General features: G+C 74.1%; 11 protein-coding genes. 2 read left to right on the top strand and 9 right to left on the bottom strand.

The genetic code is table 11. The features are described from left to right. Window positions 1-12 precede the first annotated feature (12 nt). From C7Y72_RS13315 to C7Y72_RS13285, 7 genes are read right to left on the bottom strand one after another with little or no spacing between them, the layout of a single operon-like run. Window positions 13-3,192, bottom strand: coding sequence for a calcium-binding protein (locus C7Y72_RS13315; RefSeq protein ID WP_158276845.1), 3,180 nt, complete (start codon window positions 3,190-3,192; stop codon window positions 13-15). Window positions 3,193-3,251: 59 nt separating this feature from the next. Continuing rightward, on the bottom strand, window positions 3,252-4,316 hold the full coding sequence (locus C7Y72_RS13310) for a bifunctional phosphoglucose/phosphomannose isomerase (RefSeq protein ID WP_107569271.1): 1,065 nt from the start codon (window positions 4,314-4,316) through the stop codon (window positions 3,252-3,254). 28 nt (window positions 4,317-4,344) lie between these two features. Further along, window positions 4,345-5,454, bottom strand: a complete 1,110-nt coding sequence (locus C7Y72_RS13305; protein WP_107569269.1) for a nucleotidyltransferase family protein — start codon at window positions 5,452-5,454, stop codon at window positions 4,345-4,347. Window positions 5,455-5,468: 14 nt separating this feature from the next. Continuing rightward, window positions 5,469-6,782: a UDP-glucose dehydrogenase family protein gene (locus C7Y72_RS13300; RefSeq protein WP_107569267.1), complete on the bottom strand. Its 1,314-nt coding sequence runs from the start codon at window positions 6,780-6,782 to the stop codon at window positions 5,469-5,471. A gap of 42 nt (window positions 6,783-6,824) precedes the next feature. Beyond that, entirely contained in the window at window positions 6,825-8,348 is a 1,524-nt protein-coding gene (locus C7Y72_RS13295; protein ID WP_107569265.1) for an LCP family protein, read from the bottom strand. Further along, window positions 8,345-9,967: an LCP family protein gene (locus C7Y72_RS13290; RefSeq protein ID WP_107569263.1), complete on the bottom strand. Its 1,623-nt coding sequence runs from the start codon at window positions 9,965-9,967 to the stop codon at window positions 8,345-8,347. Before C7Y72_RS13290 ends, C7Y72_RS13295 begins: the two co-directional genes overlap by 4 nt. Continuing rightward, complete coding sequence (locus tag C7Y72_RS13285; RefSeq protein WP_107569261.1) at window positions 9,964-11,088, bottom strand: M20 family metallopeptidase; 1,125 nt, start codon at window positions 11,086-11,088, stop codon at window positions 9,964-9,966. The genes C7Y72_RS13290 and C7Y72_RS13285 overlap by 4 nt, the downstream gene beginning before the upstream one ends. Before the next feature lie 39 nt (window positions 11,089-11,127). Here C7Y72_RS13285 and C7Y72_RS13280 point away from each other — a divergent pair, with 39 nt between their 5' ends. Further along, window positions 11,128-12,234: a saccharopine dehydrogenase family protein gene (locus C7Y72_RS13280; RefSeq protein ID WP_107569260.1), complete on the top strand. Its 1,107-nt coding sequence runs from the start codon at window positions 11,128-11,130 to the stop codon at window positions 12,232-12,234. An 18-nt stretch (window positions 12,235-12,252) separates the two neighbouring features. Next, window positions 12,253-12,819: a PRC-barrel domain-containing protein gene (locus C7Y72_RS13275; RefSeq protein ID WP_107569258.1), complete on the top strand. Its 567-nt coding sequence runs from the start codon at window positions 12,253-12,255 to the stop codon at window positions 12,817-12,819. Between the two features lie 81 nt (window positions 12,820-12,900). Here the strand turns inward: C7Y72_RS13275 and atpC are convergent, their stop codons facing one another. Both atpC and atpD read right to left on the bottom strand, forming a co-directional pair. After that, window positions 12,901-13,329 carry an ATP synthase F1 subunit epsilon gene (atpC, locus tag C7Y72_RS13270; RefSeq protein ID WP_158276844.1) on the bottom strand — a complete coding sequence of 143 codons (429 nt, stop codon included), beginning with the start codon at window positions 13,327-13,329 and terminating at the stop codon, window positions 12,901-12,903. Between the two features lie 2 nt (window positions 13,330-13,331). Then, the gene (atpD, locus tag C7Y72_RS13265; RefSeq protein WP_107569254.1) at window positions 13,332-14,732 is read right to left on the bottom strand and encodes a F0F1 ATP synthase subunit beta; all 1,401 of its coding nucleotides are present in this window, start codon (window positions 14,730-14,732) and stop codon (window positions 13,332-13,334) included. Window positions 14,733-14,738: the final 6 nt, after the last annotated feature.

Genomic DNA, 14,738 nt, shown 5'->3' with positions numbered 1-14,738 from the left:
ATCGTGTCAAGGTTACCCGCGGCGGACGACCTCGCAGTGGCGCACCGTGTCGTCGGGGTCGGCGTCGACGACGTCGCGCCCGGGGCCGCAGTCGATGCGGTCGCGGCCGTCGGCCGCGGCGAAGACCCGGTCGTCGCCCGCCCCTGCCTCGATGACGTCGCGCCCGGCGCCGCTGCGCAGCCGGTCGTTCCCGGCGCCGCCGCGCAGCACGTCGTCGCCGGCGTCGCCCTGGACGTAGTCGGCTCCGGGCCCGCCGTCGACGAGGTCCGGTCCGCCGCCGCCGTACATCGTGTCGGGGCCGGCGTGCCCGAACAGCAGGTCGGGGGCGGCGGTCCCCGGCTGGTAGTCGCCCCAGAGCACGTCCTCCCCGTCGCCGCCGAGGAACAGGTCGGCGCCCGCGCCGCCCAGGAGCTTGTCGGCCAGCGGGGTGCCGACGCGCACGTCGCCGCCCGTGTCGGAGGAGAGGTGGACGTCGCCGCGCCCGGGGACGTGCGGCTCGGCGGCGGCGACGATCCGCTCGCAGCCGACGAGCAGCGCGGCCGACGCGACCTCCCGGGCGGCGGGCGTCGCGGTCGGGGCGTCGCCGCGCGGGACGTCGACGAACAGCAGGTCCTCGCCGGGGCCGCAGTCGATGAGCTCCTCCTTGCCGCCGTCGTTGGCGGCGAGCACGTCGTCACCGGCGCCCGCGTAGAAGCGGTCCCGGCCGGTGCCGCCGAGCAGCTGGTCGTCGCCGTCGCCCGCGCGGATCGTGTCGGGCCCGGAGCCCCCGTCGAGCAGGTCGTTGCCGCTGCCGCCGTCCAGGACGTCGGGGGCCTCGTCGCCGGCGAGGCTGTCGCCGCCGGCGCCGCCGCTGAGCGTGTCGTGGCCGAAGCCGCCGCTGAGGGTGTCGTCGCCGTCGCGGCCGAGCAGCCGGTCGTCGCCCGAGGCGCCCTCCAGGGCGTCGGACCCGGGCCCGCCGTCTAGCCGGTCGGACCCGGTCTGCCCGGCGAGCACGTCGGCGCCCGGGCCGCCGAGCAGCCGGTCGGGGGCCTCCTCGCCGCGCAGGAGGTCGACGCCGGGACCGCCGTCGAGCGTGTCCGAGCCGGTCCCGCCGTAGAGCCGGTCGTCGCCGGTGCCGCCGAGCAGGCGGTCGGCCCCGCGGCCGCCGGAGAGCCGGTCGCGGCCGCCGAGGCCGCGCAGGACGTCGGCGCCGCGCCCGCCCCGGAGCGCGTCGGCGCGCGCGGTGCCGCGCACGGTGCGGGCGGCGCGGGCGCGCGGTGCGGTGCCGGGGGGCGCGACCGGCCGGGGCGCGGCGACGACCTGGCGGCGCGGCAGCACGCAGCCGCGCAGCGCGTCGGCGCGGTCGGCGGAGACGGCGTCGGCCGCGTCGCAGGCGACCGCGTCGCCCTCGCCGTCGTCGAAGGCGATGACGGCGTCCGCGCCCGCGTCGCCGCGCAGCACGTCGCGGCCCTGCTGGCCGCTCAGCGCGTCGTCGCCGCCGCCGCCGGTGATCCGGTCGGCGCCCGCACCGCCGAGCAGCACCTCGGCCGCCGGACCGCCGGTGAGCACGTCGGCGGCCGCGGTCCCGACGAGCGTCTCGACGTCGGCGGCGACGTCGTCGCCCTCCCCCGCCGCCCCGTCGTCGGCGCCGCCGCCGACGGTCACGGTGACGCCGGCGCCGCGCCCGGCGTAGGAGACCTCGTCGCGACCGGCGCCCCCGAGGAGCCGGTCGCCGCCGGTCCCGCCGAAGAGGCGGTCGTCGCCGTCGGCCCCGAGCAGGGTGTCGGCGCCCGGCGTGCCGAGGAGGACGTCGTCGTGCGGGGAGCCGATGACGACCGAGAAGCCGGTGCCGTCGATGCGGTCGAGCCCGGCGGTGTTCGGCAGCGCGTCACCGGACGCCTGGCCCGCGCCGAACGGCGCGACGACCCCGGTCGGCCAGCGCGAGAGGTCGAGGGTGTCGGTGCCGCCGCGCCCCGCGAAGCCGCGCGACGTGCCCGGGTGCGCGACGAAGCGGTCGTCGCCCGGCCCGCCCTCGAGCAGCTCGACGTCGGCGCCGACGAGATCGCCCTCGCCCGGGGCGCCGTCGTCGGCGGCGCGGCCGTCGGGGGTGACGGTCGCCCCGGGGCCGTCGGGGTAGCTGACCGTGTCGCGGTCGCCGCCGCCGCCGGCGAGCGCGTCGGGACCGGGGCCGCCGGTCAGCCGGTCGGCGCCCTCGCCACCGGCGAGCCGGTCGGCGCCCGGGCCGCCCTCAAGCTGGTCGTCGCCCTCGCCGGCGTCGAGCAGGTCGTCGCCGCTGCCGCCGTCGAGGCGGTCGGCGCCGCCCTCGGTCCGCAGCGTGTCGGTGCCCGCGCCGCCGTCCAGGACGGCGTCGAGCCGCAGCCCGGTCGCGGCGAGCGTGTCGTTCCCGTCGTCGCCGAACAGGGTGATGCGCCCCGACGGGACGCCGGCCTCCTGGAAGGCGGCGAGCCGGTCGTCGCCCGTGCCGCCGCTCGCGGTGCCCTCGTGACGCAGCTGCAGCCGGTCGTTCCCGGCCCCGCCGTAGAGCGTGGGCTGCTCGGTGCGGTCCCCGACGACCGTGAGCTCGTCGTCGCCGCTGCCGCCGGCGAGGACGTCGACGTCGCGCAGCCGCTCGTCGAGGCCGACGCCGCCGTTGCCGGTCCCGCCGATCTCCAGGCGCACGGGCTCGGTGGCGGCGGAGGCGTCGAGCGTGTCGCGGCCGGTGCCGCCGCCGATCGCGTCGAGGCCCGGGCTGGCGAGGACCACGTCCGCGCCGTCTCCCCCGGCGACCAGGTCGTCGCCCGGGCCCGGGTCGACGTGGTCGGTCCGGAAGCTGCCGGCGACGACGTCGTTGCCTGGGCCGGCGACGACGTCGAGCGCCACCGAGCCGCTCGCGGTGAGGACGTCGTCGCCGTCCCCGAGCTCGACGCGGGCGAGCGGCGCGTCGAGCGCCGGGTTGGGCGCGACCTCGCAGATGACCGAGATGCCGAAGCTCGTGCAGCCCGGCCCCGCCACCGGGTCGCTGCCGGTCGCCCCACGGGCGACCCGGACGGCGGTGTGGTACCCCTCGACGACGAGCTCGTCCGCGTCCCCGGGCGCGGTCCGCACGACGACGCGGTCGGACTCGACCGCGACGGTCGCGGCGCGCGCGTCCGCGGCCCCGACGGTCAGCAGGACCGCCGTGAGCAGTCCCAGGGTCCCTCCCGTCGGCCGCATGCGCGCAAGCATGACGGCTCGCCGCGACGGGTGTCGCGGCAAGCCCGGGGAGGCCGAACTCAGCGCGCGGCGAGCTCGCCCTTGAGCTGCTCGACCGAGGTGAGCGGCGCCGGGTCCTGGCCGCGCAGGACCGCGAGGTAGAGCGAGACGAGGTCGCCGAGGAGCACGAGCGAGAAGACCCGCTCGGCAGCCGTCGTGCCGACCGAGGAGACCACGTGGGTCGAGGTCGCGTGCGGCGCCACGAGCTGGCGCGTCAGCTCGATCCGGCCGCCCATCCGCGGGTGGGAGTCGCAGTCGTCGAGGAAGACCGCGCCGAACGGGCCGAGCCCGGCCGCGCCCTCCCACGCCTGGATCTCGTTGTGGTCGAGCTCGGGCAGCTCGTGCGAGAACGCCGGGAGCTTCGCGTTGGCGTTCAGCTGGCTCTTCCAGCGGTACGCGACCGGCGCGGTGAGCCCGCAGCCCGCGATCACCGGCACGCTGCCGTGCAGCGCGCGGGCGAGGCTCTTGGCCAGGCCGTCCTCGGGCCCGTCGGGTCCCCACGCGTCGACGAGCTCCTCCAGGTGCTCGGCGGCGACGTCAAGGTCGGACGCCAGGCGCGGGCCAGCGCCGCACTGCGCGGCGACCTCGAGCGCGGCCACGGTCATGTAGCCGACCGCGGCCCGGGAGCGCAGGCCGCCCGCCATCGGGATGACCGGCACGCCCTCCTTGCGGGCGAGCTTCGCAAGCGCGCCGCCGGTCGTGCAGACGACGCGCCGCGCGCCGAGCGCACCGGCCGCCTCGTAGCAGGCCAGCACCTCCTCGGTGTTCCCCGAGTAGCTCGTGCACAGGACGGTCGTGTCGGGCGTCGTCCACGGCGGCAGCGCGTAGTCGCGCGTGGTGAGGATCGGGCGCACCGCGTGGTCGCCGAGGATCGCGCGGGCCAGCAGGCCGCCCATGCCCGCCCCGCCCATGCCGGCGACGACGAGCCCGGCGGCGCTGTCCCAGCCGGTCATGCCCGCCGACTCCGCCTTCCACAGCGCGTCGCGCAGGTGCTCGGGCAGCGCGAGGACGTCGGTGACCTGGTCGGTGGTGTCGACCGCGGCGACCGCCTCACGGTCCAGCGGCGTGCGCTCCGTCGTGCTCATCCCTCTCTCCTCCTGCTGCACTCGCGGCTCAGAACCGGACGGCGCCGTCACCGACGGTCGCGCCCGGGAAGATCTTGACGCCCCGCGACAGGACGTTGTCCGCGCCGACGGTCGTGCCCTCGCCGAGCACGGCCTCCTGCTCGACGACGGTGCGCTCCCCGATCGTGGCCCGCGGGGCGACGATCGCGTCGCGCACGACCGCGTCGGCCGCGACGCTCGCGCCGTCCAGGACGATGCTGCGCTCGACGGTGGCGCCCGCGGCGACGGACGCGCCCGCGCCGATCACCGCGCCGGGACCGACGGTGGCGCCGGCCGCGACGGTGGCGCCCGCCTCGACGATCGCCGGGGCGATCACGGTGGCGCCGTCGGCGACGTCGCCCGTGACGGCCAGCCCGTCGGTCAGGCGGTCGAGCACCTGGGTCGTCACGTTGCCGGCGAGGATGTCGGAGGTGCCCTGCAGGTAGCGCTGCGGGGTGCCGATGTCCAGCCAGTAGGCGGAGCGGTCGGCGGAGGCGTACAGGCCGTTGCCGACGAGCGCGGGCCACACCTGCGTCTCGATCGACACGTTCTGGTCGGGCTCGATCATGTCGAGGACCGAGCGCTCGAGGACGTAGATGCCCGCCGAGATGAGGTACTCGTCGATGCCGCCGAGCTGGTCCGGGCCGGGCTTCTCGAGGAAGCCGGTGACCGCGCCGTCGTCCTGCGTGAGGACGAGGCCGTAGGCGGACGGGTCGGTGACGGGCACGAGGCCGAGCGTCGCGGTCGCCCCGGTGCGCTCGTGCTGGGCGATCTGCGCGCTGACGTCGACGTCGGTGAGGACGTCGCCGTTGAGCATCAGGAACCGCTCCTGCAGGTGGTCCTGCGCGAACTTCAGCGCGCCCGCGGTGCCGCGCGGCTCGGGCTCCTGCAGGTAGGTGAGGCGCACGCCGTAGTCGGAGCCGTCCCCGAGCGCGGCCTGCACGGCGTCGGGCAGGAAGCCGCAGGCCATGACGACGTCGTCGACCCCGTGGCCGCGCAGCCACTGGAGCATGTACGCCATGAACGGCCGATCGACGAACGTGACGATCGGCTTCGGGATGCCGGAGGTGAGCGGCCTGAGCCGCGTTCCCTCGCCGCCGACCAGGATCACCGCCTGCATTCCGTGCCTCCTCCTCAGCCTCGGCCGATGCCTTCGTACGTGAGCCCGGCGCCACGGACGGCGTCGGGGTCCAGCGCGTTGCGTCCGTCGATGACGGTGGTGCCGGCCATCAGGCGGGCGACCTGCGTCCAGTCCAGGGTGCGGAACTCGTCCCACTCGGTGACGAGCACGAGCGCGTCGGCGTCGGTGAGGGCGTCGAGCGCGTCCTCGGCGAAGCGGACGCCCTGGATGAGCTTGCGCGCCTCGTCCTCGGCGATCGGGTCGAACGCGCTGACGAGCGCCCCGGCCGCCTGCAGCCGCGCCGACAGCACCAGCGAGGACGCCTCGCGCATGTCGTCGGTGTTCGGCTTGAACGCGAGGCCGAGCAGCGCGATCCGCTTGCCGACCAGCGGCCCGAGGTGCTTCTCGAGCTTGCCGATCACGCGGCGCTTCTGCAGCTCGTTGACCTCGATGACCGAGTTCAGCAGCTGGAAGTGGTAGCCGGAGTTGCCCGCGAGCTGCTTGAGCGCCGTGACGTCCTTCGGGAAGCAGGAGCCGCCGAAGCCGATGCCGGGCTGCAGGAACTTCGGGCCGATGCGGCTGTCGAGGCCCATGCCCTTGGCGACCTCGAGGACGTCGGCGCCGGTCTCCTCGCAGACGTTGGCGATCTCGTTGATGAACGAGATCTTCGTGGCGAGGAACGCGTTGGCCGCGAGCTTCACCATCTCGGCGCTCGCGATGTCCGTGCGGACGAGCTCGCCCGGGCCCTCGCCGCCGTGCTCGGCGGTCAGCAGCGGCCGGTAGAGCTCGACGACCGCGTCGCCCGCCCAGTCGCCGTCGTCGCCGACGACCACGCGGTCGGGCTGCAGGAAGTCGTCGATCGCCGAGCCCTCCTTGAGGAACTCGGGGCAGGACACGTAGCGGAAGCCGCTCTTGCCCTGCTCCTCGAACAGCCGCTTGATGTTCTTGCCGGTCCCGCAGGGGACCGTCGACTTCATGACCAGCGCGTGCCGGTCGGAGGCGGGCATCGCGCCGACGACCGCGTGGACCGCCGAGAGGTCCGCGTCGCCCGAGTAGGTGGGCGGGGTGCCGACCGCGACGAACAGCAGGCGCGCGTTGTCCAGCGCGTCCTGGATGTCGGTCGAGAAGTGCATGCGCTCGCGGTTGCGGGCGATCATCTCGGTGAGACCGGGCTCGTAGATCGGGATCTCACCCTGCTTGAGGCGCTCGATCTTGCCGGCGTCGATGTCGATGCAGTAGACGTCGCTGCCGAGCTCCGCGAAGCCCGCCGCAGTGACGAGTCCGACGTAGCCGGTGCCGATGACGCCGATGGGCTCTCGCTCTGCCATGAGGCGGGGAAGGCTAGCGACCCGGGCGCACGGACCGTCGCCTCAGGCGGCGCCGACGCGCGTCAGCGACTCCGCGATCCCCAGCATCTGCGCGTTGCTGAGGGACTGCAGCAGCGTGTTGTGGACCCAGTAGGCGGCCCGCTCGGTGCGCCACGCGACCATCCGCAGGCGGCTGCCGTCGAAGTACAGCTCGTAGGTGCGGCCGGCGATCCGGCGCGTCTCGGACGGGGAGCGCAGGATCGGCGGGTCCTTCCAGGTGGTGCCCTGCACGCCGTAGTACTGGCCGACGCCCGGCGCCTTGACGACCAGCCGGTAGGCGCGGTGGCGGCGCCGGTCGCGGTCGAACAGGTCGTAGGTGCGACTGTCCTGGGTGCGGTAGTCCGCGCCGAGCGCCGCCCAGCGCGGGAAGTACACGGGGAAGGCGAGCTTGACGCCCAGGCGCACGCCGAGGTCCTCCGCGGTGCGGCGGTCGGCGAACAGGCCGCGCGGGACCGTGCTGCGCCGCGCGGACCGCGGGCGCTGCGCGCGGCGCGTCCGGGAGGACGTCGAGCGCGTGCGGCCGCGGGCCGCCGGGGCGGCCCGCGCGTCCAGGAAGCGCTCGCGCACGCGGCGGAGGTCGTCGGCGCCGATCTCGAGATGGTCGCCGACGTCGAACGCGGGGAAGCGGATCTCGGCGAGCGGCTTGCCGGTCGCGCGGTACACGAGCTTCAGCAGCCGCAGGACCGCACCCGTGCTCTTGATGTCGGTCTGGGTGTAGCGGCCGAAGATCTCGAGCAGCTCGTCGCGGTCGGAGACGAGCCGGGAGATGCCGATCTGGTCCTTGGCCTGGCGCAGGAAGTCCTGCTGGCGGGCGGCGCGGACGAGGTCGGAGTCGAAGTGCCGGTAGCGGACGTAGTCGAGCGCGTCCTGCCCGCACAGCCGCTGGTAGCCGGCCGGCACGTCGATGGTGGCGTAGTCGGGGCCGCCGCCGGCGGGCGGGTCGTTGTCGTTGAAGTACCGGCGGTCGATGTCGGCGTAGACGCAGCCGAGCCGGTCGACCGCACGCCGGAAGCCGCCGAAGTTCACGTTGACGACGTGGTGCACGTCGAACGGCCGGTCGGGGGTCCCCAGCAGCGCCTTGACCGTGCGGACGGCGAGCGTCGGCCCCCCGAGCGAGTACGCGGCGTTGATCTTGTCGGTCCCGTATCCCGGGATCTGCACCTTGAGGTCGCGCGGCAGCGACATGACCGACGTCGCGCCCTTGTCGGGGTCCAGCCGCACGAGGATCAGCGTGTCGCTGAGGCCCTTGACCGTGCCGCGGTCGGCGTAGCGGATGTCGGAGCCGAGCAGCAGCAGCGTCTGCGGCTTGCCGCTGGGGACGTCGGCGAGGACGTTCTCGAGCTTCGGGCCGCGCGGCGGGTCGACGATCGGCTGCAGCGGGTCGACGAGCGTCCCCTTGATCTCCATCAGCGCCGCGGTCGCGGTGCCGACCGCGGTCAGCAGGACGATCAGCAGCCCGCCGAGGGCGAACCGGCGGTAGAGGCCCCAGGCGACGCCGGGCGGGGCGTCGTCGGGGCCGTCGCTCACTTGCCGCCCTCGCCGAAGCGGCCGAGCGTCGCCGCGATGCCGAGCATCTGGTCGTTGGAGAGGTTCGTGGTCAGCGAGTTGGAGACCCAGTAGACGGCCCGCTTGGTCCGCCAGGCGACGAACCGCAGCCGCTCGCCGTCGCGGAACAGCAGCAGCCGACGGCCGTTCACGACGCGCGTGGAGGTCGGTCGCTTCAGCAGCGGCGGGGTCCGCCACGTGGTGCCCTGCACGCCGACGTACTGGCCCTCGAGCTGGTTCTGGAGCATCACGATCCGGTAGGCCTGGTGCTTCTTGCCGGCCCGGTCGCGCAGCGTGTAGACGCGCGGGTTCGGGTCGTTGGGCTGGTTGGTCGTGAACCGCCCGGAGTTCGTGATGCGGGTCGGGAAGTACAGCGGGAAGGTCACCTTGCCGCTGGCGACCGTGTTGGCGACGAGGTCCTCGCCCTCACGCCGGACGTTGCGCAGCAGCGAGTAGTCGATCTTCGCCGCCTTCTTGCGCTTGGGCTTCTTCTTCGCGCTGCTGCTCGCGCCGGTCGAGGACGACGAGGAGGACTGCTTCTTCGCCGGCTGCAGCGACGGCGGGTCCTCGAAGCGGCGGACGGTCCGCTCGATCGCCGCGTCGTCGGAGGTGACGTAGGAGACGCCGCCCTCCTCGGCGAACGAGCCGGGGAACGGCACCTGCTTGACGGGCTTGCCGGCGCTGAACAGCGCGAGCTTCAGGACGCTCTCGAGGCCGGCGACGCTCTTGAGCTGCCCGTCGGCCTGGACGGACTCCTTGAAGATGTCGAGCAGCTTGTCGCGGTCGTCGGCGAGACCGGAGGTCCCGACCTGGTCCTTCATCGCGCGCAGGAAGTCCTGCTGACGCGCCCCGCGGACGAGGTCGTTGTCGGCGTGGCGGAAGCGGACGTAGTCCAGCGCCTTCTGGCCGCACAGCCGCTGGTAGCCGGGATCGATGTCGATCTCGGCGTACTGCTGGCTCGGCGGGACGCCGACGTTGGAGTGGTAGTAGCGACGGTCGATGTCGGCGTAGACGCAGCCGACCGTGGTGACGAGCTTGCGGAAGCCGCCGAAGTTCACGTTCAGGACGTGGTTGATCTCGATCCCGAGGACGTCGCGCAGCGTCTCGAGCGTGAGCGCCGGGCCGCCGATCGAGTACGCGTCGTTGAGCTTCGAGGTGCCGTGACCGGGGATCGTGACCTTCAGGTCGCGCGGGATCGACAGGACGGTGATGACGTCCTCGTCGGGGTCGACGCGCACGAGCATCATCGTGTCCGAGCGCGCGGGCAGCGACCGGCGGAGGTTCTTGTTGTTCTTCTTCAGGTCGCTGTAGCGCCGGTCGGAGCCGAGCAGCAGGAACGTGCGCGGGTCGCCCGCCTCGGCGCGGTCGACGCCCTTGTCCTTCTGCGCGCCGTCCCCCTCGCCGATGACGGTGTCCAGGCCGGGCAGGCCGCCGATGTCGTCGGCGACGCCCTTGATCTGCAGCAGGCCGGCGGTCGCCGTGGTCACCGCGACCGCGAGCACGATCGCCAGGCCGCCCAGGAGCGCCTTGAGGATCTGGTTGCGCCCGAGCGGCGGCGGACCGTCGTCGGGGGCCAGGGGCGAGTTCGGGTAGACGCTCATGCGTGTCCCCCTCCTTCCAGGGCGCGGAGCCCGGCGGACGGCTGCTCGAGGTGCGCCGGCAGCGTGCGGACGAAGTCGCCGAGCGCCACGCGGTAGCGCTCCAGCGACGAGATCGAGACCCACTCGTCGGGGCCGTGGTGGCCGCTGCCGACGGGGCCGAACTCGACCGCCGGCACACCGGCCTCCAGGAACGAGATGGCGTCGGACGCGCCGTCGCGCCCGACCGACATCGCGTCGCCCTGGATCGCGCTGCTGATCGCGCTGCGCAGGGCCAGGACGTACGGGTTGCTGCGGCTCACCATCGCGGGAGCGCGCGTGAAGCACTTGACGATCTCGAGGTCGGCGATCGTGCGGACCTGGGCGAGGATCTCCCCCGGGTCCTGCGTCGGCAGGAAGCGGATGTCGACGTCGATCCAGCAGCGGTCCGGGACCTTGTTGAACGCGTCGCCGCCCTCGATGCGGGCGAGGTTGATCGACGGGCGGTCGAACATGTCCGAGCTCTGCCGGGCGAACGGGAGCGTCTCGATGCGCCGGTAGGCGTCGTGCGCCTTGAGGATCGCGTTGTCGCCCTGCCACGGCGTCGAGCCGTGGGCGGCCCGCCCGCCGACCTCGCAGCGGATCGCCAGCACGCCCTTGGCCTGGACGCCGATGTGGAGGTCGGTCGGCTCGCCGGTGATCGCGAAGTCGCCGCGCAGGCCGTCGGCGATGATCCGGTCGGTCGAGCGGTCCTCCACGTCCTCGCTCTCCTCGTCGGGCACGCAGACGAACAGCACCCGGACGGCGTCCTGGCGGGCGGCGTCGCCGGTGGCGAGCATCATCGCGGCGAGCGCGCCCTTCATGTCGTAGGCGCCCCGGCCGATGAGCCGGTCGCCCTCGACGCGCGGCGTGAACTGGTGGTCGTGCGCGGGCACGACGTCGAGGTGACCGTGGAAGATCACGAGGGGGCCGTCGGCGGGACCGGCCTCCGCGGTGATGACCGGCAGCCCGTGGTGGTCGCGGTGGGCGACGCGCACGTCACGGGACTCCAGCCAGCCCTTCACGAAGGCGGCCGCGGCGTTCAGCTCGTCCGGCTTCGACGTGTCGTACGTCATCAGCCGCTCGGCGAGGGCGCGGGCGTCCATCTCGCACCATGGTAGCCGCTGCCCCGTACGCTGCGGGTCATGTCCGCCCGCATCGTCCTGTTCGGCGCGACCGGCTACACCGGCCGGCTGACGGCCCGGGCGCTCGTCGCCCGGGGCGCACGGCCGGTTCTCGCGGGCCGCAGCGCCCCCGCGCTGGAGGCGCTCGCGGCCGAGCTCGGGGGCCTGCCGACGGCGGTCGCCGACGTCGACCGGCCCGCGTCGGTCCGCGCGCTGGTGGAGGCCGGGGACGTGCTCGTCTCGACCGTCGGGCCGTTCACGCGCTGGGGTGCCCCGGCGGTCGAGGCGGCGATCGACGCGCGCGCCCACTACCTCGACTCGACCGGCGAGACGCCGTTCATCCGGCGGATCTTCGAGTCCTGGGGGCCGCGCGCCGACGCGGCCGGCGTCGGGCTGCTGACCGCGTTCGGCTACGACTGGGTGCCCGGCAACCTCGCGGGCGCGCTGGCGCTCGCCGACGCGGGCGAGCGCGCCTCGCGCGTGCGGGTCGGCTACTTCATGACCGGCCGCGGCGGGTCGAACGACATGAGCGGCGGGACGCGGGCGAGCATCGTCGAGGCGCTCACCGAGCCCGCGTTCGCGTTCCGCGACGCCGCGATCGTGACCGAGCGTGCCGCGCGGCACGTCGCCCGGTTCGAGACGAGCCCGGGGCGCTGGAAGTCCGCGGTCTCGGTCGGCACGAGCGAGCACTACGCGCTGCCGCGTCTCGCCGCCGGGGTCCGCGACGTCGAGGTGTTCCTCGGCTGGTTCGGCCCCGCCTCGCGGCCGCTCCAGAAGCTCTCCGCGGCCGGCGCGCCGCTGCTCGCCGTCCCGGGTGTGCGGGGCGCCGTGCGCCGCGCCGGAGCCCGCCTGGTGCCCGGCTCGACCGGTGGCCCGGACGCGCAGGCACGCGAGCGGACCGGGTCGCTGATCTTCGCCAGCGCGCACGACTCGGTCGGCAACGAGCTCGCGAGCGTCCGGCTGACCGGGGTCAACGGCTACACGTTCACCGGGGAGATCCTCGCCTGGGGCGCGGTCACCGCGGCGACCTCCGGGCTCCAGGGCACCGGCGCGCTGGGCCCGGCCGACGGCTTCGGCCTCGAGGCGCTCGAGCAGGGATGTCGCGAGGCGGGCATCGAGCGGACGTGACCGGGGTACACCCGACCCATGAAGATCGAGCACATCGAGCAGTGGATCGGCCGCGACGTCCTGGACGGCGACGGGGAGAAGGTCGGGAAGCTCTCGGAGGTGCACTTCGACGGCGACCGGCCGGTCGTCGGCGAGATCAGCACCGGGCGGATCTCCAAGAAGCAGCACCTCGTGCCGCTGCGCGAGGCGTCCGCCACGCGCGACGACCTGCGCGTCCCGTACCCGAAGGACACGATCACCGCCGTCGGCGGGCCGGCGCCCGACGGCAGCGTCACCCACGAGGAGCTCGCCGCGGTCGCGCAGGCCTACGGCGTCCATCTCGGCGTCGACGACGGCCCCCGCACGCTCGAGGGCTCCAAGGCCCGCGAGGCGCGCCTCGCCGCCGCGGCGGCCGCCCTGGCCCGCGCCGAGGAGCTCGAGCGCGAGGCCGCGCTGCGCGCCGAGGAGACGCAGGCCGCCGAGGAGCGCGCCCGCGAGGCCGCCGACGCCGTCGAGCAGGCACGGGCCGCGCAGCGGTCCGCCGAGCGCGCCGCCGCCGAGGCCCGGGCGCAGGCCGGTCCCGCCCCGGCGACCACGACCGCCTGACCCCCCACCCCAGCCCCGCGAACGACGACGGGCGCCCACCGGGCGCCCGTCGTCGTGCTGCGTGGATGCCTCCCGCCGACGCTACTGCGCGTCGCCCGACGCGACGCTGAGGAACATCTCCCAGCGGCGCCGGTCGCGGATGGCGTTCTTCTGCGCCTCGGACTGCGGCTCGGCCGCGTCGAACGCGGCGTTGGCCTTGTCGAGCTTGGCCTGGAGGTCCGCGGTGTCGAGGTCCTCCGGCTTGATCGCCTCCTCGGTGAGGATGAGGACCTTGCCCTCGGCGATCTGCACGTAGCCCTCGCCCTGAGCGAATCGGGTCGGCGGCTGCTCCTCACCGTCGGCGTAGAGCCGCAGCTCCGCGGGCGCGAGCATGCCGAGCAGCGGCGCGTGGTTGGCCCGGATGCCGATGGAACCGGTCTCCGTGCGCGTCGAGACCATCTCGACGTCGCCCGCGAAGACCTCGCCCTCCGGCGTCAGGACCTCGACCGTGAATGTCGCGTGCCCCGCCACGGTCAGGCCTTGGCGGCGGCCACGACGTCGTCGATCGTGCCCTTGAGGTAGAAGGCGCGCTCGGGCAGGTCGTCGTGCTGGCCCTCGAGGATCTCCTTGAAGCCGCGGATCGACTCGGCGATCGGCACGTACGCGCCGGGGGTGCCGGTGAACTGCTCGGCGACGTGGAACGGCTGCGACAGGAAGCGCTCGATGCGCCGCGCGCGGCCGACGACGAGCTTGTCCTCCTCGGAGAGCTCGTCGATGCCGAGGATGGCGATGATGTCCTGCAGCTCCTTGTAGCGCTGCAGCAGCTCCTTGGTCGCGTTGGCGACCGCGAAGTGCTCCTCGCCGAGGATGTCCGGCTTGAGGATGGTGGACGTCGAGTCGAGCGGGTCGACCGCCGGGTAGATCCCCTTCTCGGAGATCGCCCGCGAGAGGACCGTCGTCGCGTTGAGGTGGTTGAACACCGACGCCGGGGCGGGGTCGGTGAGGTCGTCCGCGGGGACGTAGATGGCCTGCACCGAGGTGACCGAGCCCTGGCGGGTCGAGGTGATCCGCTCCTGCAGCTGGCCCATCTCGGACTCGAGCGTCGGCTGGTAGCCGACCTGCGAGGGCATGCGACCCAGGAGCGCCGAGACCTCGGAGCCCGCCTGGACGAAGCGGAAGATGTTGTCGACGAACAGGAGCACGTCCTGGCCGCCCTGCTCGCGGAAGTACTCCGCCATGGTCAGGCCGGACAGCGCGACGCGCATGCGCGCACCGGGCGGCTCGTTCATCTGGCCGAAGACGAGCATCGTCTTGTCGATGACGCCCGACTCCTTCATCTCGAGCCAGAGGTCGTTGCCCTCGCGGGAGCGCTCGCCGACGCCGCAGAACGCGGACAGGCCGCCGTGCTCCTTGGCGAGGTTGTGGATCAGCTCCTGGATGAGGACGGTCTTGCCGACACCGGCGCCGCCGAACAGGCCGATCTTGCCGCCCTTGGCGTAGGGGGCGAGCAGGTCGATGACCTTGATGCCGGTCTCGAACATCTCCGCGGTCGGCGTGAGGTTCTCGACGTCCGGGGCGGGACGGTGGATCGGCCAGCGCTCCTGCGCCTCGACGGCGGGGCCGTCGTCGATCGCCTCGCCGAGGAGGTTGAAGATGCGGCCGAGGGTGGCCTGGCCGACGGGCACGGTGATCGGGCCGCCGGTGTCGATCACGTCGACGCCGCGGGCGAGGCCGTCGGTCGCGTCCATGGCGACCGCGCGGACGCGGTCGTCGCCGAGGTGCTGCTGCACCTCGAGCACGAGGGTGGCGCCGTTGAGCTCGACCTCGAGGGCGCTGTTGATCTCGGGGAGCTTGTCCGCGAACGAGGCCTCGATGACGACGCCGTTGATGACCTCGATCTTGCCGACGTTCTTGGTGAGGGTGCTGGCTTCCATGATGTC

This window comes from Paraconexibacter algicola (genome assembly GCF_003044185.1).
GTDB classification, from domain to species: domain Bacteria; phylum Actinomycetota; class Thermoleophilia; order Solirubrobacterales; family Solirubrobacteraceae; genus Paraconexibacter; species Paraconexibacter algicola.
Note: the sequence above shows the minus strand (reverse complement) of the source record. Positions and strands in the feature narration are given on the sequence as shown.

What these genes read in the sequence shown, in the direction of transcription:
- C7Y72_RS13315 (WP_158276845.1), bottom strand. Translation starts at nt 3,192, where the DNA reads ATGCGGCCGACGGGAGGGACCCTGGGACTGCTCACGGCGGTCCTGCTG.
- C7Y72_RS13310 (WP_107569271.1), bottom strand. Translation starts at nt 4,316, where the DNA reads ATGAGCACGACGGAGCGCACGCCGCTGGACCGTGAGGCGGTCGCCGCG.
- C7Y72_RS13305 (WP_107569269.1), bottom strand. Translation starts at nt 5,454, where the DNA reads ATGCAGGCGGTGATCCTGGTCGGCGGCGAGGGAACGCGGCTCAGGCCG.
- C7Y72_RS13300 (WP_107569267.1), bottom strand. Translation starts at nt 6,782, where the DNA reads ATGGCAGAGCGAGAGCCCATCGGCGTCATCGGCACCGGCTACGTCGGA.
- C7Y72_RS13290 (WP_107569263.1), bottom strand. Translation starts at nt 9,967, where the DNA reads ATGAGCGTCTACCCGAACTCGCCCCTGGCCCCCGACGACGGTCCGCCG.
- C7Y72_RS13285 (WP_107569261.1), bottom strand. Translation starts at nt 11,088, where the DNA reads ATGGACGCCCGCGCCCTCGCCGAGCGGCTGATGACGTACGACACGTCG.
- C7Y72_RS13280 (WP_107569260.1), top strand. Translation starts at nt 11,128, where the DNA reads ATGTCCGCCCGCATCGTCCTGTTCGGCGCGACCGGCTACACCGGCCGG.
- C7Y72_RS13275 (WP_107569258.1), top strand. Translation starts at nt 12,253, where the DNA reads ATGAAGATCGAGCACATCGAGCAGTGGATCGGCCGCGACGTCCTGGAC.
- atpD (WP_107569254.1), bottom strand. Translation starts at nt 14,732, where the DNA reads ATGGAAGCCAGCACCCTCACCAAGAACGTCGGCAAGATCGAGGTCATC.